The 21,084-nt window shown below is 40.1% G+C and carries 14 protein-coding genes; 7 read left to right on the top strand and 7 right to left on the bottom strand.

What is annotated here, in order from left to right:
• Positions 1 to 19 precede the first annotated feature (19 nt).
• Positions 20 to 1,120: a tyrosine-protein phosphatase gene (locus PASHI_RS08710; protein WP_062565293.1), complete on the bottom strand. Its 1,101-nt coding sequence runs from the start codon at positions 1,118 to 1,120 to the stop codon at positions 20 to 22.
• Positions 1,121 to 1,185: 65 nt separating this feature from the next.
• Positions 1,186 to 3,675 (bottom strand): TonB-dependent receptor, encoded by a 2,490-nt coding sequence (locus PASHI_RS08715; RefSeq protein WP_062565294.1) that lies wholly within the window; start codon positions 3,673 to 3,675, stop codon positions 1,186 to 1,188.
• 308 nt (positions 3,676 to 3,983) lie between these two features.
• On the opposite strand from PASHI_RS08715, the gene PASHI_RS08720 reads away from it, so the two are divergent.
• The 3 genes from PASHI_RS08720 (at position 3,984) to PASHI_RS08730 (ending at position 7,406) form a co-directional block, all read left to right on the top strand.
• Positions 3,984 to 4,823 (top strand): type 2 periplasmic-binding domain-containing protein, encoded by an 840-nt coding sequence (locus tag PASHI_RS08720; RefSeq protein ID WP_062565295.1) that lies wholly within the window; start codon positions 3,984 to 3,986, stop codon positions 4,821 to 4,823.
• On the top strand, positions 4,820 to 5,917 hold the full coding sequence (locus PASHI_RS08725; RefSeq protein WP_062565296.1) for a hypothetical protein: 1,098 nt from the start codon (positions 4,820 to 4,822) through the stop codon (positions 5,915 to 5,917). The genes PASHI_RS08720 and PASHI_RS08725 overlap by 4 nt, the downstream gene beginning before the upstream one ends.
• A gap of 91 nt (positions 5,918 to 6,008) precedes the next feature.
• Positions 6,009 to 7,406 carry a M28 family metallopeptidase gene (locus tag PASHI_RS08730; protein ID WP_062565297.1) on the top strand — a complete coding sequence of 466 codons (1,398 nt, stop codon included), beginning with the start codon at positions 6,009 to 6,011 and terminating at the stop codon, positions 7,404 to 7,406.
• Here the strand turns inward: PASHI_RS08730 and PASHI_RS08735 are convergent.
• A complete protein-coding gene (locus PASHI_RS08735) occupies positions 7,399 to 9,555 on the bottom strand; it encodes an ATP-binding protein (protein ID WP_062565298.1) in 2,157 nt (718 codons plus the stop codon). The two genes, PASHI_RS08730 and PASHI_RS08735, sit on opposite strands and share 8 nt — an antisense overlap.
• 223 nt (positions 9,556 to 9,778) lie before the next feature.
• Here PASHI_RS08735 and PASHI_RS08740 point away from each other — a divergent pair, with 223 nt between their 5' ends.
• The 3 genes from PASHI_RS08740 (at position 9,779) to gdhA (ending at position 13,891) form a co-directional block, all read left to right on the top strand.
• Complete coding sequence (locus PASHI_RS08740) at positions 9,779 to 11,968, top strand: LruC domain-containing protein (protein ID WP_062565299.1); 2,190 nt, start codon at positions 9,779 to 9,781, stop codon at positions 11,966 to 11,968.
• Positions 11,969 to 11,970: 2 nt separating this feature from the next.
• Positions 11,971 to 12,456, top strand: a complete 486-nt coding sequence (locus PASHI_RS08745; protein ID WP_062565300.1) for a hypothetical protein — start codon at positions 11,971 to 11,973, stop codon at positions 12,454 to 12,456.
• A gap of 82 nt (positions 12,457 to 12,538) precedes the next feature.
• Positions 12,539 to 13,891 carry an NADP-specific glutamate dehydrogenase gene (gdhA, locus tag PASHI_RS08750; RefSeq protein WP_062565301.1) on the top strand — a complete coding sequence of 451 codons (1,353 nt, stop codon included), beginning with the start codon at positions 12,539 to 12,541 and terminating at the stop codon, positions 13,889 to 13,891.
• Positions 13,892 to 14,211: 320 nt separating this feature from the next.
• On the opposite strand, the gene PASHI_RS08755 is transcribed toward gdhA, so the two are convergent.
• The 4 genes from PASHI_RS08755 to PASHI_RS08770 form a co-directional block, all read right to left on the bottom strand.
• Complete coding sequence (locus PASHI_RS08755) at positions 14,212 to 15,186, bottom strand: transposase (protein ID WP_062565302.1); 975 nt, start codon at positions 15,184 to 15,186, stop codon at positions 14,212 to 14,214.
• A 250-nt stretch (positions 15,187 to 15,436) separates the two neighbouring features.
• On the bottom strand, positions 15,437 to 17,152 hold the full coding sequence (locus tag PASHI_RS08760) for an AMP-binding protein (protein ID WP_062565303.1): 1,716 nt from the start codon (positions 17,150 to 17,152) through the stop codon (positions 15,437 to 15,439).
• A 235-nt stretch (positions 17,153 to 17,387) separates the two neighbouring features.
• Entirely contained in the window at positions 17,388 to 17,840 is a 453-nt protein-coding gene (locus tag PASHI_RS08765) for a DUF3010 family protein (protein WP_054561405.1), read from the bottom strand.
• Between the two features lie 64 nt (positions 17,841 to 17,904).
• Positions 17,905 to 18,918 (bottom strand): endonuclease/exonuclease/phosphatase family protein, encoded by a 1,014-nt coding sequence (locus PASHI_RS08770; protein WP_062565304.1) that lies wholly within the window; start codon positions 18,916 to 18,918, stop codon positions 17,905 to 17,907.
• Between the two features lie 249 nt (positions 18,919 to 19,167).
• On the opposite strand from PASHI_RS08770, the gene thrS reads away from it, so the two are divergent.
• The gene (thrS, locus tag PASHI_RS08775; protein ID WP_054561407.1) at positions 19,168 to 21,078 is read left to right on the top strand and encodes a threonine--tRNA ligase; all 1,911 of its coding nucleotides are present in this window, start codon (positions 19,168 to 19,170) and stop codon (positions 21,076 to 21,078) included.
• The last annotated feature ends 6 nt before the right edge of the window (positions 21,079 to 21,084 follow it).

The raw sequence follows: 21,084 nt of genomic DNA on the forward strand, positions 1-21,084 counted from the left end.
GGAGTGAACGCAGTGTTATTTACAATAAGTACTTGGCACGCAGGATTTGAATGTCTTCATCGCTTACGTCTAATTCAGCTTGAATGTAATTAAGTACACTTCCGTGTTGCTGCACCATGCTCTCAATTGCAGATTCAAGTAAAGGCTGAGTGACCCCTTTAAGTGGCATCGCTACTTCTTTTGGTAGGCTGGCAAAAAACTGCATCATTGCTGCATGTTTTGGGTCCATTTTGCCAGTGTCTTTAGCAAGCATATTTTCAAAATTGAGGTAGTCGTTTGATGCAAGATAGTCATTCATAATTGTCTGCTGATCAACACCTAACACAGTTAAAATCAATGCAGCACTGATACCCGTACGGTCTTTTCCTGCCGTACAATGAAACAATAAACCGCCGTCTTTGTTTACTAAGCGGTCGAACATCTGTGTGTAGTTTTGTTTTTGGTCTTCTACAATTCGCGGATACATTTGTACCATGACATTTTCGAGCTTTTCACGGCTTAGGTTAGGATCACGAAGTACTTTGCCAATTTGTCCCATATCAAAGTCCATTTCGTAGTCACGGTCGATGATTTCAACCTTATCAGCAGCCCACACTGTGACTTCTGAATCTCGCTCTGAATTAGCACGAAAATCAACAAGGGTATCGATATTTAAGCTATTGATAAGCGCATAGTCGTCGTTTGTTAGATTCGCTAAAACCCCAGAACGGTAAATTTTGCCCCATTTAACAGTGCGGCCATCTTGGGTTTTGTAGCCGCCTAAGTCGCGGAAGTTACGACCACCTTCAAGTGGAATTAGTCGCGTTGTGGTCATAGTTGCTTCACCATTTTCTGGTTTTACAAAAAAGTAGTAACGCTGATGCTCATCACTTGGTGACCAATTAAATACATTGGTAGTAATATCATCAGCAATGAGTGTTGCATTCGTTAAATCTGGTGTTGTTGATACCAGCACATCAACAGCTGCAGGGATATCTTGCTGCCAGCTAATTTGGTAGTTTTCATTATTAAAATTAGTTTGTGCAGATTCAATAGCGACTTTAGGCGCAGTTGCTGTGCAAGCTGCAAGTGTTGATGAGACTAAAGCAGCAATGGCAATTTTTTTAAAGATTGTTTTCATGTTTTTTCCTTGGCTATTAGTCAGCTCAGAGCGATTAAACTCTGAGCTGAAAATTCAAAAGTAGGTTAGAAGTTGATGCGAACACCCGCCATATAACGGCGGCCGTAACGTTCAATTTGGTTAGGGGTGGCTTCTGTGCCGATGTAACGCACGTCAATTTCATCGGTAAGGTTGTTGATGTTGGCGTAAAAACTCACATCTGAACCATACACAGGCTCTGCTAATGTGTAACTCAGTGAAAGGTCTAAACGGGTCTGTGCAGCCCAATATTCACCCATGCTGTCGTTTTCTGTGGTTGATAACCAATCATCACGATACTGATAATTTAATCGCGCGGAGAATAGGTCGTTTTCATAGTAAACAGAGCTGTTGAAAATCATGTCTGATGTGCCTGGTAAACTAAAGCTGCTACCTGAAAGCGTGGTAAATTCACTGTCTAAGAGGGTTAGGTTGGCAGAGAAACCAAAACCATCCCAACTCTCAGAAATAAAATCGCTGGCTTGACCAATGAAGTTAAGCTCGATACCTTGGAAGTGACCTTCGTCACCATTGATAAACCCTGTGTATTTCCATTGTTCACCGGCAAATTCACTGATGTAGTTACCTGCATCTACATAGGTCGTATCCGCATAAATGACATCATCAATGTGTCGGTAGAAAGCGCCTACTGCAACAAGACTTGCATCGCCTGCATACCACTCTAATGACATATCAGCACCATATGAAGACTCTGCCTCTAAGAACGGGTTACCCCCCGAGATGGTTTGCTCTGTGGTATCAATCGATGCTGATGCGCGCCATTCATTGTAAGTAGGGCGGCTCATACCCGTTGAAAGTGCGGCTCTGAATTTAACTTGATCAGATAAATCAATATTTAAATTCACACTCGGTAATACTTCGGTGAAGGTATCAGAATGTTCTCCTTCTGGACCACTGCTGGTGTAGTCAGTACTTTCAATACGTACCCCACTGACTAAAGAACCCCATTTGAATTGGTTGGTCACCATGGCATAGGCGGTAGTGATGTTTTCATCAATATTGATTTTGCTGGGGTTATCTGGGGTGACCGTAAGACCACCTGATGCGCTTTCTAAATCAGCTCTCAGCTGTTTATTATCGTAGTAAGTGCCGTTAATGCTGTTTGTGAAATCAGTATGCCACGCTTGATCAGTTACATAGTCACTTGGGTCAATACCATAAAGTGATGCCATGCCACCATTTGTGCCATAGCCCTGTGCTTCACGCTGGTCATGGCCTAGCCCCATTTTAAAGGTGTTGTTAAGCCCTGCGAAAGTAAAGTCAGTTTCTGCGTCTAGTTTAAATTGCAGGCTATCAATCGATAACGCACTACCGTAAACCAGCAGCATTTCGTAGCCATAATCTATATCGTTAAGGGAAGTGCCTGGTGCAAGTGTGACAAGAGGGTCGTTAATATCTGTTACATCATAGCTTGCGACCGCTGTGCCATATAAACTATAAGGCAGGGGTAAAAACACATCGTTTTCGGTTTTTGTGAAGTTTGTACGCGCTTCTAAAAACCAATCACCTAACTGGAGATCAGCACCAAGTGTGTTGGTCCATGTTGAGTTCTCATACAAACCATACTCTAAAGAGCGGCTTACCATGGCAAGGCCTGTGCCTGTTTCACCTGCAGCTAGGTTGCTGCCCGCAGCTTCTGCACCGCCTGCAAAATCAAACACATACTGGTTGCGCTCTTCATGATCTTGGAATTTACTGTATAGCGTGCTGAAGAAAAAACGGTTCATTGAATCGCTCGGACGATATTCAAATCGGCCACCATAGGCTTCGTCTTCACGTTTTACTTTATAGCTACGCATATCAAGTTCGTTAACTAGAAGCTCTGAATCCACTTGTTCTAAGTCGAATTCGCGGTTATCCGTGATTTGTTCACGGCTGTTTTGTGATGCGAATAAACTAATGCCTACATTTTCGCCTGACCATGACGTTCGCACTGAAAACTTACTAATATCACCATCCCCTAATGCTTGATTACCTAAACCTACATCAGTGGCTAGTGAGAAACCTTCAACATCAAACGGGTTAAAAGTTTCGATATTAATAAAACCAGCAATCGATTCGCCTGGCATATCAGGCATAATTGCTTTATTGGCAGATAAACGACTAGTAATAACAGACGGGAAGCTGTCAAAACGCGGAATACGGCCATTTTCAGCGCCAGGAATGGTCATGCCATCTATGGCAATTGTGGTGTAACGAAATGGTGCACCGCGAAAGTTTATATAGCGTGCTTGGCCTTGATCGCGTTCAATAGCAAGGCCTGGAACGCGACCTAATGAATCCGCTAAGTTTTGGTCAGGAAAGCGGCCAATGGTATCAGCAGCAATAATATCAACAAAGTTAGAGGCAGATTGCTTTGCCATAATAGCTGCTTTTTGGCTGTCTTTGATAGGGGATGCAACAGCAACGACTTCTTCTATTTCGTTATAGTCTTTTGTTTGTGCTGCATAGCTATACGACGATGAACAGGCAAGTACTACGCAAGCCGCTAATCGATTTCGAGCAAATGGTGTCACTTGAATACTCCGGGTTATTTTGGATGTTTTAAAAAGTTGGGCAAAGAATGGAATAGAAATATTGCAGTTTGGTTAAACCGGCATCGATATAAAATACAGGGATATCTTTTAAATTTTTGTATTTATTAAACAATGGGTTGGTAATTTTTAGAGATGTCTTTTTGGTTAATTTACTTAACCAAATAAGGGGACATGAAAAGTTAAATTTGATGTTTTTATGACAAATAAACTAACCCAAACGCTTTTCATAGGTTTGTAATACAAATGCTATAAATTAGTCATTTAAAAGATACTTTTAACAATAAAAAATGCCACGTAATTTTGTTTTCACTATTTTAAGACTGCTTATTGCCACACTGGTTTTACTGCCTGCCATGGTGTTTTTAAGCCAGCAAACAATTGAGCCTGTGGTTTTAAAAGAGCAATACAGTTACAGCTGCAAAGTAAAAAATACGAGCGGTAAAAAGCATTTTCATATTTATATGCCGACTAATTGGCAGGTTGAAGAGTTTGCGCAGACCTTATGCGATACGTTGCTCGCTAAGCAGAGTTTTGAAACTGTCACTGTGTCTTGGCAACCCAGAGAAATGCTCAGCACAGAACAATTACTCAGTGACAATTATGCGCTTTTTCTAAATCGTGATTATGCCTTAAGTGGTCTACTTCCAAATTGGGATGATTTTTATACAGCAATATTAAGCTTGCCAAGTTATCAGATTTCATGGTTTTCACATCAAGACAATATGCAGCTTTCAGCAAATTCATTAAAGAATAAACGAATAGGTTTACTCGAAGACAAGCGCAGTGAGTCTGGTTATTTAGCCCCTATGAGTGAATTAAAACAGTTTGGTCATGGGCTTGATAATGCACAATTGGTTTTTTACCCGAATAGAGAAAGTTTGGTTAATGATTTCTTGGCAGAAAAACTCGATATTATTCCGAGTGTCGGTCACCATGGGCAATTAAAGCGTTGGCCAGCGTCAAAAACACAGCCTTTACAGCATGTTTCATCAACCTTATCTTGGTACCTTAATGATCAATATGCTGATTTAGCGCCGTCCCTTGTAACCTATTTACAGCAATATCAGTCAAGGCTGTTAAAGGTTCATACCACGCATCCTTATAGTCTCGATAAGGGGCTAAGATGAATTACTTAAAAGCCCTTGTATTATTTTTACTTATTTTTGTTGGGCTGATTTATTTATCTGGGCAAAATGCTAAGCAGCAACTAATGATGACACTTGCAGAGCAGCTTCCTCAGGTTGTTAACCCTTCACTCAATAATGCCATAGATGAAAGCCAAGAACTTTCGCGCATGAGCCACTCACTATTAGATGATTTGCATGACATTACTTTTGTATCAAAGCTACCGGGGGATTTAGTTGCTTCTTTGACTGTGACTGAATTAAACCTAAGTAAAATACAGCTCTCAGGAAGTGACACACTTAACTGGCAATTTGGTAATCACGCACTCTATGCAAGCATTGATAGCTCGGTTAACTTTAACTATTGGCTGGTGGCTTTTTGGGCAAGCGCATTTACTGCAGTAGGTCTACTTATTGATTATTTGTTCAAGTTTATATTTAAGCTCCAGACTAACAGGCAAAAAGTACCTATACCCGATCAATTAATGACTGGGAAAGATAAATTAAGCACTGCTATTGAAGAGTTACGCTGGTTTGATGGTTTGAAGCAACAGGGTTTAATAAAGGGTTTAACGGCACAGCAAGAATTACAATTGGCATCGTTTAAAGAGCAGCAACAATGTTGGTTTAGCATAGCCCTAAAGCAAGGTTTAAACATTGAACAAGCATTAAAAGCAGCAGAGGCTGATGATGCGTTATGCTTTGACTTAGCAAATCAACAAGTGATTATCCATGGAGTACCTATCCGGCTTTCAAAGACACCTTTACTTTATTATTTTTGGTATGCAAAAAGAAAGTTTGAAGCCGAGCCTGCTTATTTAAATCCGCCACAGGGTAAACCTGATCATAAAAATGGCCAGCAGCTAGCCAAATTAATGCAGCAGTATGGTGGTCACCAAAAAGCGATACGTGATCTTGATGAAGGCTTAAAAGGCAAAACCTTAGATCAAAACCGCAATAAAATTAAAACTGAGCTGCAACGCGTGCTTGAAGGATTGGCATGTGATTATCTTTTTGATAGTGAAAGGGACGAGCGAACTGCTCGCTATCGTTATAGCTTGAAGTTACCAGCGTCTAAATTAAAGCTTGGCCCGTAGTTTTAACCTAGTAATTTGTTTTCTAACTCATAACTATTGCGCGAAATGAAATATTAGTTAGCCTTTAATGATTCATTGAAGGAGTGAAACTATGTTTAAGCGTAAAATAATAACAACAACGGGTGCTTTGTTTAGCTCATCGCTGTTATTGATCTCGGCAGCTCATGCCACAACACCTCAATATAAAGATCAACAAGCTTTGCATGATATTGCAAATGCCGTTTCTAAAGCACGTATAGAGCAAGATATTCAAACGCTGGTTGATTTTGGCACTCGCCATACTCTATCTGAGACGAAATCAAATAAACGTGGTATTGGTGCTGCAAGACGTTGGATCAAGTCTGAGTTTGAGGCGATTTCTAAAGCCTGCGGTAACTGCCTAGAAATCATCGAAGTAAAAGACACTATTTCCGGTGAAAAGCGTATTCCAAACCCGGTTGAAGTTGTCAATATTGTGGCTATTCAGCGCGGTCAAGTTGATGCGAACCGAATGGTTATGATGTCGGGTGATATTGACTCGAGAGTGTCAGATGTAATGGACTATACCTCAGATGCGCCAGGGGCTAACGATAATGCATCTGGTGTGGCTGGCGTGCTGGAATCGGCGCGTGTTTTATCAAAGTATAAATTTAATGGCTCAATTGTTTATGCAGCTTTATCTGGTGAAGAGCAAGGCTTGTTTGGCGGTAAAATTTTAGCTAAATATGCACAAGAGCATAACTGGCGTGTTCATGGTGTTTTAAACAATGACATGATTGGAAATTCAACCGGCATTAATGGGGTAACAGATAACACAACTGCACGTATTTTTTCTGAAGGTACACGCGTTATTGAAACCAAAGAGCAAGCCCATAAACGCCGTTTTACAGGTGGTGAAGTTGACTCTGCAAGCCGTAACCTAGCGCGTTACATAGATACAATCGCAGATCGCTACATTGAAAATCTGGATACCATGTTGGTATATCGACTCGATCGTTTTGGTCGAGGAGGGCATCACCGTCCATTTAACGATGTTGGCTTTGCAGCTGTGCGTATAATGGAAACCAACGAAAACTATAATCAACAGCATCAAGACTTGCGTACTGAAGATGGTATTACCTACGGTGACACCATTGACCATGTTGATTTTGCCTATGCGGCGAAGTTAACGTCACTTAATGCAGTGACAATGGCTTCAATGGCATGGGCTCCAGCGCCACCAACGGGCGTTAGTATTTCAGGTGCAGTAAAACCAAGTACAACATTAGCGTGGCATAAAAGCGATAATCCAACGGTGGTCAGTTATAAAATCTATTGGCGTTACACGAGTGAGCCAGAATGGCAATTTAGCCGCGATGTTGGCAATGTAACCGAAGCAACCCTTAAAAATGTTGTTATCGATAACTACTATTTTGGTGTTGCCGCTGTAAACAAAGACGGTATTGAATCACCAGTTGTCTTTCCTGGTGATGTTGGCGCGTTCGAATGGCCAGACAAATCAACTAAATAGGAATCGTTAAGTCATAGCGGACACCACCCAGTTCGCTATGAGCTGCTGTAATCCGCCAGTTATGGGCTTCGACAATTTGTTTTACTATCGCAAGCCCAATTCCTGAACCTGATTGTTTTACTGTTTTTAAGTCTGGCACTCTATAAAGATGGTCAAAAATCTTTGCTAAACTCTCGTCGCTGACGCCAGGGGCTGAATCTTCATAGCAGATTAAGAGCTGTGTTTGGTTTTGGCTAATCGTCAAATTAATCTTACCAGGGTGATTTGTGTACTTAAGCGAATTACTGATTAAGTTGGCAAATAACTGTGAAAGCCGTGTTGCATCACACTCTAAACTAAATTCATCAGCAATATTTTGTGTGAAACCCACTTCAAATTTATCAAGCTGGATCAGCATATCTGCGTGTAAACTTTGGAAATACTCAGCTGCATTAATTGTTGCTACGTTGAGCTGAAAGCTACTTTGCTCTAAAAGTGAAATTTTATTTAAATCAGTCACTAAAGTTGCCATGTCGGTGATTTTTTGGTTGAGCTTTTCGTATGTAAGCTCATTAAATTGTGTGAGGCCTGCTTGGAGCGTTTCAAGGTGTAAGCGCAACCCGGTTAATGGACCACTTAACTCGTGAGCAACTTGTGATAATAACTTACTACGTTGACTGATTTGTTTATCTAGATAATTTCGGCGCTGTTCAATAAGCTGTTTTCTCTGTCTTATTCTTAATAAAGCAATGCCCATTACAGCTAAAAGCAGGCTAAATAATAAAATGCTGTATAAGATCGTTTGGCGCTGTGAAGCAATTGCTTGGCTTTTTTCATTGTCTTGGAGCTTTAAATCTTGAATGGCCAAATCACGGTCGCGCATCGCAATGGAGTTTTGCAGCTCCGCTAAACGTTGATTGTAGTTGTTGCGGGCAAAACCTTTTTCAAGCTCTGTAATAGTCCGTTGGTACGACAATGCCTGTTTGTAATCAGCTTGTTGTACTGCCACAGTGATCAAATGTTCTAGGGCTGTGATTTGCTTTTGCAGCTTATTTTTTTGGTTGCTTAAATTGTAGGCTTGCTCAGCAAAATGTTCAGCTTGTTCGTGCTCAGTAGAGCCAATGTATAGCTTTGCTAATGTGAGTAATACATCAATATATAAGTGATCGTCTTGCTTGAGTTCAGTGATCACTTGTTTTTCAATGGTTAATGCTTGAGTTGCTTTATCGACTTCGAGCAAATTTATCGCAATATTATGGTTTGCCCAGGCTGTATTTCGTGCGCTGTTATAACTTGCGAACACCTGTTGAGCTTCTTGTGCGTATTCAAGTGCTGCATCGTAGTTTTTTAGCCCATATTCGCATTGGGATAGTTTAACTAAACTATGTCCGATATCAGAAAGTGAACCCGTTTGCCTATCAAAACTAAGGGCTATAATAAATTCGCTCTTTGCTTTTTCGTATTGTTCTAAATCTAAATAACTTTGGGCAATTGAATAACTTATGCCAGCTTGTAACGAGATAGACGGCGACATCTGATGAATAACTTCACGGCGTTTTAGCTTATATTCGAGTGCAAGCGTTAAGCGGTCTAACTGTTCAAGATTACGCGAATAACCATGATAGAGCATTTCTTTTTGCTTTAAGGTTAATTCGCGATTGTTGTCGTGAATATAAACTTCAAGCAAGTTTAAGGCTGCTTGATACTCGCCAGCATTATGATAAGCACTGACAAGACTCGCCACGGCATCAATTTCATAATGGGTAAGTTGTAAGCGCTGAAATAGGGCGACATTTTGTTGCGATAAATAAATTGCGGTTTCTAAGTCACTTTTTCTATATGCCAACCGCGCTTTCGCTAGATACAACTCGCTGTAAATGGGGGCGTCGCTTTTGTATTTAGGGCTTGCTTCAAGTTCATCAATGATAGTTTGCGCTTGTTGAAATTGGCCGAGGTGTATGTGAACGTGAATTAATCTAACGTTATAACTTACTTGTTCTGCAAGGCTGGCAGACTCAATAAGCTTTTTATCGATGGCTTTTAAATAGTCATATCGTTTTTGGTAGTCACTGATTGTTCTGGCTTCATCAATGTTTTGTTGCAGTGTTGATGCAAAAGCACTGTTCATTGATAAGGCAAAGCACAGAATTACAGAGGCTTTAAGTTTCATAGTGGGGTTTATTATTATTTTTATTCCTAACTAGTCTAGCATGTCATTCTTTTAAGTGGGAATGATTTGCTTTTATAGCTAAAAAGAATTGCATTATGCAACTATGCCTCTTGCATCTTGCAAATACTCAGTCTGATTTTTCATAACACCTTGTTATAGCGTGAGTTATATTTTGGAATGGTTACTGCTTTGAGTAATAACACATCCACAGGAGAGTGTAATTATGAAAAGTAACATACCCGCTTACCTAATAACCGCACTTGCAACAGGCTTTGTAAGTGCTGCACCATTTGAACAGTGCCCGAGTAAAGCATTTTTGATTCAAGGTTCGCCTGCGCAAATGTTTGGCGTTGACCTAGTTTCTGCCAAAACCACCGTGCTTGCAGCGTCAATGGATTTTACAACAGAGGCGAATAACGACAGCGTAAATGCGGTTGGCTTTAATTATCAAGACCAGTACATGTATGGCTTTAGCAAACAAGCCCCGAGAAGTGTTGTACGTATTGGTGATGATTATGTTTTACAGCGTTTGATTGTAAATGGTCTACCAGATACCAATTTTTATGTTGGTGATATTCATGTAAGTAGTGAAACTAATCAGGCGGTTTACTATTTATACCACCCTAAATTTGGTCTATATGGCATTGATTTAACTGAAGAGGCCGACGAGTATCAGGCGCAATTAGTTGCAGGCTCAGCTAACTGGAATTTAGCTATTTATGATTTTGCTTTTCATCCACAAAGCAATCTTTTGTATGCGGTTGAGTCAAACGGCGACCTTTATGAAATCAATTTAGATAATCAGACACCCACTTTTGTCGCTAACCTCGACATAGCCGGCGATACCGGTGCTAATGGTGCTGGTTATTTTGATGTACAAGGTCAGTTTTATTTTAGTAATAATCGCAGCGGTAAAATCCATAAAGTAGATTTAAGCACCAGCCCTGTGGTTGGTTATACACCTACCGCTGCAGTGTTCACCTTAGGGCCAACATCGAATCAAAATGATGGTGCACGCTGTGCTATTGCAGAAGTAAAAGTAACTGATAACTCAATCGACTTTGGCGATGCCCCTATGCCATATAAAACAGCGCTTGCTGATAGTGGTGCCCGCCATCTGTTTGACCCTAATGAAGACCAATCAAATTTAGTTTATTTAGGAGCCGTTGTTGATGGTGAAAACATTAACACTCCTGCAGATTTACAGGCTTCACCCGTCGATAGCTCAGATGATGGGGTTAAATTTGTCACTGATTTTGTTGCAGGCTCTACCAGCCAGATAATAGTGACCGCACCTAATGATAATGGTTATTTATATGCTTGGTTCGATTGGGACCAAAATTTCCAGTTTGATCCAGACGAAATCACAGTAAGTAAATACAGCTTAAATCAAGGTGATAACAGTGTGCTGGTTGATGTACCGAGTGATGCTGTGATGGGAGCAACATGGGCACGCTTTCGTGTAACCGATGGCAGCGAGGCTAACCCAATTACCGCAAGTGGTGGGGTAACAGGCGGCGAAGTCGAGGATTACCCGGTAACAACATATGGAAGTTTGGTATACCCAAGTGAGAATGGCTGGGTAACCCTTGCCTATGAAGATCAATGGCCTTTTGCTGGTGATTATGACTTTAACGATTTAGTTGTAAATTACCGTACTACATTGATTGATAAAGAAGGTCAGGCCATTGGTTACAAAATAGAAGGGGAGTTGGTTGGAATTGGTGCTGATTTTCATAATGGCTTTGCAGTTCGTTTGTATCAAACGATAGCCGATGATGTTGATAAACGAATATTAAGAAGTCAGATAGATACAAGTTCAATTAATTTAACGATAAATGGCGAAACACAATCACATTCTATATTAGAACAAGGGGTTGAAGATGCTATTTTCATTATCATGCCAGACACTTGGGATTATGCAGATAAGCAGTCAAGTTGTAGTTATTTTAGAACTGAAACAGGCTGTGATACCAACAGCAAAGTTTCGTTTAGTTTAACCGTTTCACTTCAAAGTGGAGTGACCACAATTGAAGCGCCAAAATATACTTTAGACCCATTTATTTTCGCGGCTCAAGATCACTACCATGGTGAGTTTTTAGTTGGACAAAACCCACGTGGTTGGGAAGTTCATATTAAGAATCAACAACCAACCGAAAAATTCAATTCACAGTTATTTTCAATCACTGACTCTGATGATGCCAGTAATAGTGCTCAAAGTTATTATTTCCAAACTGAAACGGGTCTCCCTTGGGCAATGGAGATTGGCAGTTCATGGGCGCATCCAAAAGAGAGTGTTGATATAACACATGCGTATAGTGACTTTAGATCATTTGCTGAATCAGAGGGACGGGAAAAGCCGCTTTGGTTTAATAATGCAAAACTTGCAAATGTTATTCTACGAGGAGAATAGTCATGAAACATTATACTTTATTAATCATTAGCTTAATGTTATCTGCGTGTGGTGGCGGTGGAGAAGGTAGCTCTTCAACTGAATCGGTAAGCACAACTGTTACGCAGACACCCACCACAAGCACGCCGCCACCAGAAACAACACCTCCTGACACGAGTGTGGAAACAGAGACAATGGCAGATCTAACGATTGCTCCTCAATTTGATTTAAGTAGCAAGATAGAACTAAACATAGATGTTGATTTGAACATGGGTGATAGCAGAGCGTATTTAAATATCTGCTTGAAAGGCGATGATAATAAGGCTGATTACGATCAATGCTTATTGCGGGCACCTCTAAAACAAAGCAAATTAACGTCGACTGTGATGCTGGCAAATAGTGCCTTAGAGCTTGTGGCAGAAGTTTGGTTTTATGATTCTCAAAATGAACCACTGCGTTTTGAGTGGCAATATGATGGGGAGCAATCAGCGGTGTTCACTATTCGTTAAACATGAGTGATCGATATTATGTCTTAGTCAGTTTAATTCTAATAGACTGAATATTTTCAACAGCTTGAAAGAGGATTTTGTAATGCAATATATCGAAGAGGTACTGCAATCAGTTAAAGAGTCTAATCCAAATGAGCCTGAGTTTTATCAAGCTGTTGAAGAAGTGCTTTCATCAATAAATCAGGTAGTAGAAGGTAACAGTGAATATCAACAGCAGGCAATTCTAGAGAGGTTAGTTGAGCCTGAAAGGCAAGCAATATTTAGGGTTCCTTGGCTTGATGATGACGGCAAAGTGCAAGTTAATCGTGGTTTTAGAATCGAATTTAGCTCAACTCTAGGCCCTTATAAAGGGGGCTTGAGGTTCCACCCGAGTGTCAATCAAAGTGTGGTGAAGTTTTTAGGCTTTGAGCAAGTTTTGAAGAATGCACTCACAGGGTTGCCATTAGGAGGCGCTAAAGGCGGTGCTGACTTTAACCCTAAAGGAAAAAGTGACAATGAAATTATGCGTTTTTGTCAGTCATATATGACTGAACTCTATCGTCACATAGGTGCTAACACAGATGTTCCTGCTGGTGATATTGGCGTTGGGGCGAGAGAAATTGGTTATCTATTTGGTCAATATAAACGGATCACTAATCAATTTGAAGGGGTACTAACTGGTAAGCCTGAGATTATGGCAGGTTCTTCACTGAGAACAGAAGCAACTGGCTATGGTGTTGCATATTTTTTAAGTGCCATGCTAGATGCTAAAGGTGATTCTTTAAGAAGTAAGCGATGCCTAGTGTCTGGTGCTGGTAACGTAGCATTGTATTTGATGGAAAAGCTTGTCCAATACGATGCTGTTATTCTTAGTTGTAGTGATTCAAAAGGGACCTTATATTGTAAAGATGGGCTTGATGTGGCTCTCGTAAAACACTTAAAAAATGAACGAGGTGCTGAGCTTAGGGATTATTTGAATGAACACAAAGATGCTGAGTTTACGCCTGTAAATCAATATCCTAGCGACGGACATCATGTATGGCGATATGAGGCAGATATTGCACTTCCTTGCGCAACCCAAAATGAAATTACCGAAAAAGATGCTGAAGCTTTGGTTGAAAATTGCTGCTCTGTTGTGTGCGAGGGTGCAAACATGCCGACCACAGCTGATGCGTTAAAAGTATTTAAAGACAATGATGTATTTTTAGGGCCAAGTAAGGCTGCAAATGCTGGTGGAGTTGCTACCAGTCAATTTGAAATGGCTCAAAATGCCAGTATGCAAAAGTGGCGAGCTGAGCAAGTTGATGAGAAACTTCAACAAGTTATGAAGTCTATTTTCGATACAATTTCAGCTACCGCCAAGCAGTACTCCCATGAACACGACTTGGTACTTGGTGCGAATATAGCGGGTTTTGAACGAGTTGCAGATGCTATGTTAAAACAAGGAGTTGTGTAATAAATAAAAGACATCCATTTTTTTAAAACGAATTAAGGAGACATCCATTTTTATAAAACGAATTAAAGAGACATCCATTTTTATAAAACGAATTAAAGAGACATCCATTTTTATAAAAAGACACCCAATTTTGGTAGTTAAAAGCTAGATAGCCACAGCTTTTGGTTGACTTCATTTATGTACAAATTATGTTTAGTTCTTTGTTGTTATTTAAATTTAAAAATTAGTTATTTAATTCTAGATGAGATTAAATTCAGTACGTAGAAATTTTCTATTTTTTAAAATAGATGAATAAAAGTAGTAAATGAAAAGTTAAGTGTTTAGCAAAACAAAGCTTGGCTATTAGTTATTGAGCTTCTTCTCTTTCGTTTCATGTGTTTTGCATACTCAGTTATAGCTTGCTCTTTACCCGCTGTATTTTTAAACGAGCGGGTAAAGGAAGTGGTGAGTGTGAGCCAGTTTTCAGTACAAATGTTTAACCTTTCAAGTATTGGTAATGCCTCCTCTGGGATTGTCCCAGGCTTGTCATCTCGTATTGAACGCCCAGTCCAATCAACAAGTTGAAGGTATGTTTTGAGTTCAAATGGTATTCCCTTAGGCATATGTTTACGAGGTTTACCTGCAAAGCGCATAAGCGATTTCGGTTGCTTATTATTTTGAGCTGCATTAATTCTAGATTTAATACTGGTGTAGTCAGATTGCTCAGGTAAATCAGCCGCTTTTGCTCTAACAGGATTTAAATCTACATAGGCAAGACAAGCGGCAAGTGCTGCTTCATCAAGTAAAGCTTGTGACTTAAAGCGACCTTCCCAAAATCGTCCTTTACATTCATCCTCTAGATTCGCTTTTCGTGCAATACTCTCGTTAAGAACTCGCATAAACCAGCTAATACTGCTGAGCCGTTCTCGATATAAATTTACTCTGGTATTAACCGCAGCGAGCTCAGCTTTTGTTAGCAATTCGCCATTTAAGAATCGTTGGCATAGGAATGTACTTTTGAATAACTTGTGCCACCTAATTAGAATCGCTTTATTATTTAGACGCTTAGCTTTTGCTATATCAATGTGAAGAACCAGATGAGTGTGATTACTCATTACAGCGTAGGCACAAATATCAATACAAAATATTCGTCCAAGTTGAAGTAGTTTGTTTTCAACCCAATCTCGCCGGTGTTCATATGAACGACCCGTTAGTGGATCTTGCCCGAACAAATAAGCGCGACGAACGCAGCGTGAAATGCAGTGATAGTAAGGTGTGTTTGAAACGCTAATTAAGTTTCTACGTGGGGTTGCCATGCTCTTCTCCTCCATGAGTTGAACAATTTAAGTTTAGTCATAATTTTGTGAAGTGAGAAATATTAAGTTGGGTGTCTTCTTAAATTTATTCTTTAGATATGAAGCTCGGTTAACTCCTTAAATAAATATGGGCGTCTTAATTTAATATGGGTGTCTTAATATCTTTTCATAATATGGGTGTCTTAATAAATTAAAAAGCTCAGCGGTGCTGAGCTTGTTTGAAATTTGAGAGTATTTTTCAAGTAAATGATTACGAAAAGGCTTTTTCGCTTAGGAGTTCTTGCATTTGTTCACGCATTTTGAACTTTTGAAGTTTGCCTGTTACTGTCATAGGGTATTCTTCAACAAAGCGGATGTGCTTTGGTACTTTGAAATAGGCTAGTTTGTCTTTTAAGAAATCACGAATGGCATTTTCATCAAGTACTGCATCATCTTTAGGTTGGATCCAAGCGCATACTTCTTCACCGTATTTTTCATCGCTAATGCCAAATATGGCTGCATCTTGAATACCAGGGTAGGTGTAGAGAACTTCTTCTATTTCTCTTGGGTAAATGTTTTCACCACCACGGATGATCATGTCTTTTATTCGGCCAACAATAGCAACAAAGCCATCTTCGTCCATCACACCTAAGTCACCAGAGTGTAACCAACCGTCTTGATCAATTGTTGCTTTCGTTTTCTCTTCATCATTCCAATAGCAGCGCATAATTCCAGCACCACGACTACATACTTCACCCGGTATGCCGACTTTTTGAACATCACCCAGCTCGTCGATAATTTTCACTTCAGTATGGGCTAATGCACGGCCCACTGTGGTGACTTGTTTTTCAAGAGGCGAGTCTGTTTCGGTCACGTTATTGATAGGGCTACACTCAGTTTGGCCATAACCAATCACAACTTCTTTCATATGCATTAATGAGTGTACTTTTCGCATGACTTGTTCAGGGCAGGTTGAGCCGGCCATCACGCCTGTTCGTAGGCTAGTTAAGTCATAGTTTGCAAAGTCTTTAAGCTCTAACTCAGCGATAAACATCGTTGGAACACCATGCAGGCCTGTACAGCGTTCCTTTTCAACAACTTCTAGGGTTGTTTTAGGGTCGAATGAATCACCCGGAAAAACTGCGGTGGCGCCTTTACTTATACATACTAAATTGCCAAGCACCATACCAAAGCAGTGATATAGCGGTACAGGAATACAGAGTTTATCCTCATGTGTCAGCTTCATCGCTTGGGCCATCAAAAATCCGTTATTGAGGATGTTTTTATGCGATAAGGTCGCTCCCTTTGGATTACCCGTAGTACCAGAAGTAAATTGAATATTGATATCTTGGTCACAGCTTAAAGTAGCAGCTATTGCATCAAGCTCTAGCTTATGGGCATCTGTTGCGCGCTGCATGATATCGTTGAAGCTAAACATGCCAGTAGCAGGCTCATCACCAATACGAATTATATTTTTTAGATGTGGCAGGGCGTTTAAATTTAATTCACCTGCTTGTGAATCTTTAAGTTCCGGTGCGAGCTCATAGAGCATGCTTATATAATTACTGGCTTTAAATTCACTTGCTGTGATAAGTGTTGAACACTCAACACTATTGAGTGCGTATTTTAATTCGCTTGGTCGGTATGCAGGGTTGATGCACACCATAATTGCACCAATCTTGGCTGTAGCAAATTGGGTTAAGCACCATTCAATATTGTTAGGAGACCAAATACCAACCCGGTCGCCAGGTTTTACGCCAAGTGATAATAATCCCATTGCTAACTGGTTAATCTGCTGCTGGTATTGTCTATAGGTTAATCGGATCTGTTGATGATGAACCACAATTGCGGGGTGATTAGGGTGATTGTCGACAATATTGTCAAGGTACTGTCCAATTGTTTGTTCTATCAATGGAATGTCTGTACGGCCTTGATAATAGCTTTGAGTAAGTGGAAGCGCATTACAGTGTGTGTTCTTTGTCTGCATTGTATTCTCCGTGTCCGGTTAATTTGTTGTCATGGACTTGATGCAAAAGAATTGAAACAATCAATTAGGATGATTTCAAAACATGCGTACCTGATTAACTAAACATAGATTGTCGACAAAGAAAAGCTTTATAAGACTAATGTACAGAGTGTAATTTTAATAAAGCAGAATAAAGAATGGGTTTTGAGGTATAAAAAAACGTGCCGTAGCACGTTTTTTTAAGAATAAGCAGCAATTAAGCTTTTGGCTCATCTTGCTTATAAGTTTTACGCATGATGTACACGTAAGCACTAATGAATGCGTTTTCTTGGAATTTTTTTAGGCCTGTGTCTTCAAAATCAATAGGCACTGGGTTGCGCTTAAGCTGCTCTTTGATTTCAGTTGCAGATAAAACTTGCACATCTAAACGCTCAATTAACTGAATAGCCGTTTCCATTTTGAAACCTTTCGCACTACCAGCGAACTTACCTTTTGCTTGACGCTCTTTGATTGCTACAGAGTCAATTTGGTAATCTTCCATTAATTTTTTGAAATCAAATTGGAATTTACGCATTACTTCTGTGTCATTACCGTTACCTAAGGTAAAACGTGTTTGTCTGACATCACGGATATCAAATACGTCATTGTCTTTGGTTAAAATACACAGTAGTACGTCGCTACCTGTAATTTCTACACCGCATGTTCTCATGGTCATTCTCTAAATAACTTAATTTGCGCAATTATAGCAAGTAACGTTATGAAAATCAGTTGCTTTAAAAATGAATTTTTATAGCGATAACACTATGGTCACTTACACTAATGTCTTCGGTCAGTTGTGTAGGGGAAATATGCTTGTCATAACTTTCATAGTCGAGCGCTTTCACCTTTGAAACTTGGCAGTCGGGATTAAAATGTGCAGAGGCAAGAATATAATCTAGTACATTACCTTTACCTTGGTAATAATGGCTAAAGGGTTTGTTTTTCTCATCATAAAACGACCGACTAAACTCGTAGCTGTCGGTTAGGCCAACAACGGGTTCGTTATGTTCTATGCAGGGCTCACAGCGTGTAGGATGAAACCCTTGTGTCATAAACGATAAAGTAGGGCTAGTAAGTACATCGTTAAAGTCACCCATAACGAGCGTTGCACATTGCTTTTCGCGTTGGGTTTTTAGCGCATCATAATAAACAATAGATGCTTCCAATGAACGCGATATTTGCGACTGCATGGTACCCACCGTCTGGTGTAACAACTGCAGCAACGGATCTTCAAGGTTATGAATATTAAGAATATGCGCCATTGATTGCACACGTTGTGACTTAAAGTGAACAACATAAAAGCAGACTTCACCAAAATCAGGTAAATCAATCATGCATTTAATCGGGGTGCGGTTAAATTTGAACTCATTTTGATTGTTTAAGTACTCAAGTAATTCAGGGCATGGTGTCAATGCATCGGCCGATTTAAACGGGTATTTACTGGCAATCGCAACCACAGGATTGAATAACACTTGCGGATAAAGGCTATCATGGGACGGGCTATCGACCGTTTTAAAATAATCATATCCCGCTTCTTTGCATTGCACTTCTAGAGCATGCTGACTAAACACTTCTTGAAACGCCACCACATCAGGGTTTGCCTCATTTAAGAAATTAGCTACAAACAATTGTTTTTGCTGCCATTGCGTATTGTTATAGCGTTCATGTAACTGGTAAAACGAGTAGGGGGGCGCGGTGTAATTTAATAAATTAAACGTTGCGAATTTGAACGTACGCGTGTTTGGCATTTTCATCACTCTAAAAGTACTGACTCACTAAGTATGAAATGACTTAACTAATTGTCAATTTAGTCTTCTAACTACTTGTATTTGAGAACGTGAGCGGCGACAATAGCTGCTTGTATTTGCGAAGACTCAGTAAATACAAGCTTAAATAGCAATGCTTATTCGTAAAAGCGTTGCAGAGTTACATAAAATTTTTTTAAAAATATTACATGTGATGCATTGTAGGCATCACCACTGTATTAAGGATTTATAATGCCAGTTATTACCCTCCCTGACGGCAGTCAGCGTAGTTTTGAAAACCCAGTAAGTACATATGACGTAGCGAGCGATATCGGTCCAGGTCTTGCCAAGGCAACGATTGCAGGCCGTGTTAATGGTACTCGTGTTGATGCATGTGACTTAATCACTGAAGATGCGCGTTTAGAAATTATCACAGCAAAAGATGATGATGGTTTAGAGATTATCCGTCACTCATGTGCGCACCTTATTGGTCATGCAGTTAAGCAGCTTTTCCCTGAAGCAAAAATGGCAATCGGTCCGACCATCGATAACGGTTTCTATTACGATATCGATATGGAACATTCTTTAAGCCAAGATGATTTAGATGCTATCGAAAAGCGCATGCTTGAGCTTGCTAAAACAAACTACGACGTTGTTAAAAAGACCGTAAGCTGGCAAGAAGCACGCGATACTTTTGAAGCGCGTGGTGAAACATATAAAATGGAAATCCTAGACGAGAACATCGCGAAAGATGATCGTCCAGGCTTATACCATCACGAAGAATACATCGACATGTGTCGTGGGCCACACGTTCCAAACATGAAGTTCTGTCAACATTTCAAAATCATGAAAGTGGCAGGTGCTTATTGGCGCGGTGATTCTGAAAACAAGATGCTGCAACGTATCTACGGCACTGCATGGGCAGATAAAAAGCAACTTAAAGCGTATTTAAAACGCTTAGAAGAAGCTGAAAAACGTGATCACCGTCGTATTGGTAAAGCGCTTGATTTATGGCACTGGCAAGAAGAAGCACCAGGCATGGTGTTTTGGCACAATGATGGCTGGAGCATTTACCGTGAACTAGAAGACTTCGTTCGTGAAAAATTACGTGAGTACGATTACGAAGAAGTTAAAGGCCCATTAATGATGGACCGTGGTTTATGGGAAAAATCAGGTCACTGGGACAAATACGCAGATGCGATGTTCACAACTGAATCTGAAAAGCGTGAATACGCAATCAAACCAATGAACTGTCCGGGTCACGTACAAATCTTTAACCAAGGTTTAAAATCATACCGTGATCTTCCATTACGTATGGCTGAGTTTGGTTGTTGTCACCGTAACGAACCATCAGGTGCATTACACGGCTTAATGCGTGTACGTGGCTTTACTCAAGATGATGCGCATATCTTCTGTACTGAAGAGCAAATCATGGATGAAGTTTCTGCATGTATCAAAATGGTTTACGACACATACGAAACGTTTGGTTTTGAGAAGATCGTTGTAAAACTATCTACTCGTCCAGAAAAGCGTATCGGTGAAGATGAAATGTGGGATAAAGCTGAGCTTGCGCTAGCTGATGCATTAAAAGCAAACGACATTGAGTTTGATTACCTACCAGGTGAAGGTGCATTCTACGGTCCTAAGATTGAGTTTACACTTTATGACTGTTTAGACCGTGCATGGCAATGTGGTACTGTACAGCTAGACTTTGCATTACCAGGTCGTTTAGGTGCAACTTATGTTGCTGAAAATAACGAACGTCGTACACCAGTTATGATCCACCGCGCAATTTTAGGTTCAATTGAGCGTTTCATCGGTATTTTAACTGAAGAATACGCTGGTTTGTTCCCAACGTGGCTTGCTCCTAAGCAAGTTGTGATCATGAACATCACGGATAAACAAGCAGATTATGTGCAAGAAATTGTACAAAAATTAAATAAACTTGGAATTAGAGCCGCTGCTGACTTGAGAAATGAGAAGATTGGCTTTAAAATCCGTGAACATACGTTAAAACGTATTCCATATTTACTTGTTGTTGGCGATAAAGAAGTTGAACAACAAGAAGTGGCAGTACGCACTCGCACAGGTGAAGACCTAGGCAAATTTAGTGTTGATGATTTCGTTGCTAAAGTAAGCGAAGAAATTAAAAATCGACAATAAATCATG

The organism is Pseudoalteromonas shioyasakiensis (assembly GCF_001550135.1).
GTDB lineage: Bacteria > Pseudomonadota > Gammaproteobacteria > Enterobacterales > Alteromonadaceae > Pseudoalteromonas > Pseudoalteromonas shioyasakiensis.

Bases quoted from the DNA above. Each gene is read 5' to 3' on its own strand.
- PASHI_RS08720 (WP_062565295.1), top strand. From the start codon at position 3,984: ATGCCACGTAATTTTGTTTTCACTATTTTAAGACTGCTTATTGCCACA.
- PASHI_RS08765 (WP_054561405.1), bottom strand. From the start codon at position 17,840: ATGAGAACATGCGGTGTAGAAATTACAGGTAGCGACGTACTACTGTGT.
- gdhA (WP_062565301.1), top strand. From the start codon at position 12,539: ATGCAATATATCGAAGAGGTACTGCAATCAGTTAAAGAGTCTAATCCA.
- PASHI_RS08740 (WP_062565299.1), top strand. From the start codon at position 9,779: ATGAAAAGTAACATACCCGCTTACCTAATAACCGCACTTGCAACAGGC.
- PASHI_RS08760 (WP_062565303.1), bottom strand. From the start codon at position 17,152: ATGCAGACAAAGAACACACACTGTAATGCGCTTCCACTTACTCAAAGC.
- PASHI_RS08770 (WP_062565304.1), bottom strand. From the start codon at position 18,918: ATGCCAAACACGCGTACGTTCAAATTCGCAACGTTTAATTTATTAAAT.
- PASHI_RS08745 (WP_062565300.1), top strand. From the start codon at position 11,971: ATGAAACATTATACTTTATTAATCATTAGCTTAATGTTATCTGCGTGT.
- PASHI_RS08725 (WP_062565296.1), top strand. From the start codon at position 4,820: ATGAATTACTTAAAAGCCCTTGTATTATTTTTACTTATTTTTGTTGGG.
- PASHI_RS08730 (WP_062565297.1), top strand. From the start codon at position 6,009: ATGTTTAAGCGTAAAATAATAACAACAACGGGTGCTTTGTTTAGCTCA.
- PASHI_RS08735 (WP_062565298.1), bottom strand. From the start codon at position 9,555: ATGAAACTTAAAGCCTCTGTAATTCTGTGCTTTGCCTTATCAATGAAC.
- PASHI_RS08755 (WP_062565302.1), bottom strand. From the start codon at position 15,186: ATGGCAACCCCACGTAGAAACTTAATTAGCGTTTCAAACACACCTTAC.
- thrS (WP_054561407.1), top strand. From the start codon at position 19,168: ATGCCAGTTATTACCCTCCCTGACGGCAGTCAGCGTAGTTTTGAAAAC.
- PASHI_RS08710 (WP_062565293.1), bottom strand. From the start codon at position 1,120: ATGAAAACAATCTTTAAAAAAATTGCCATTGCTGCTTTAGTCTCATCA.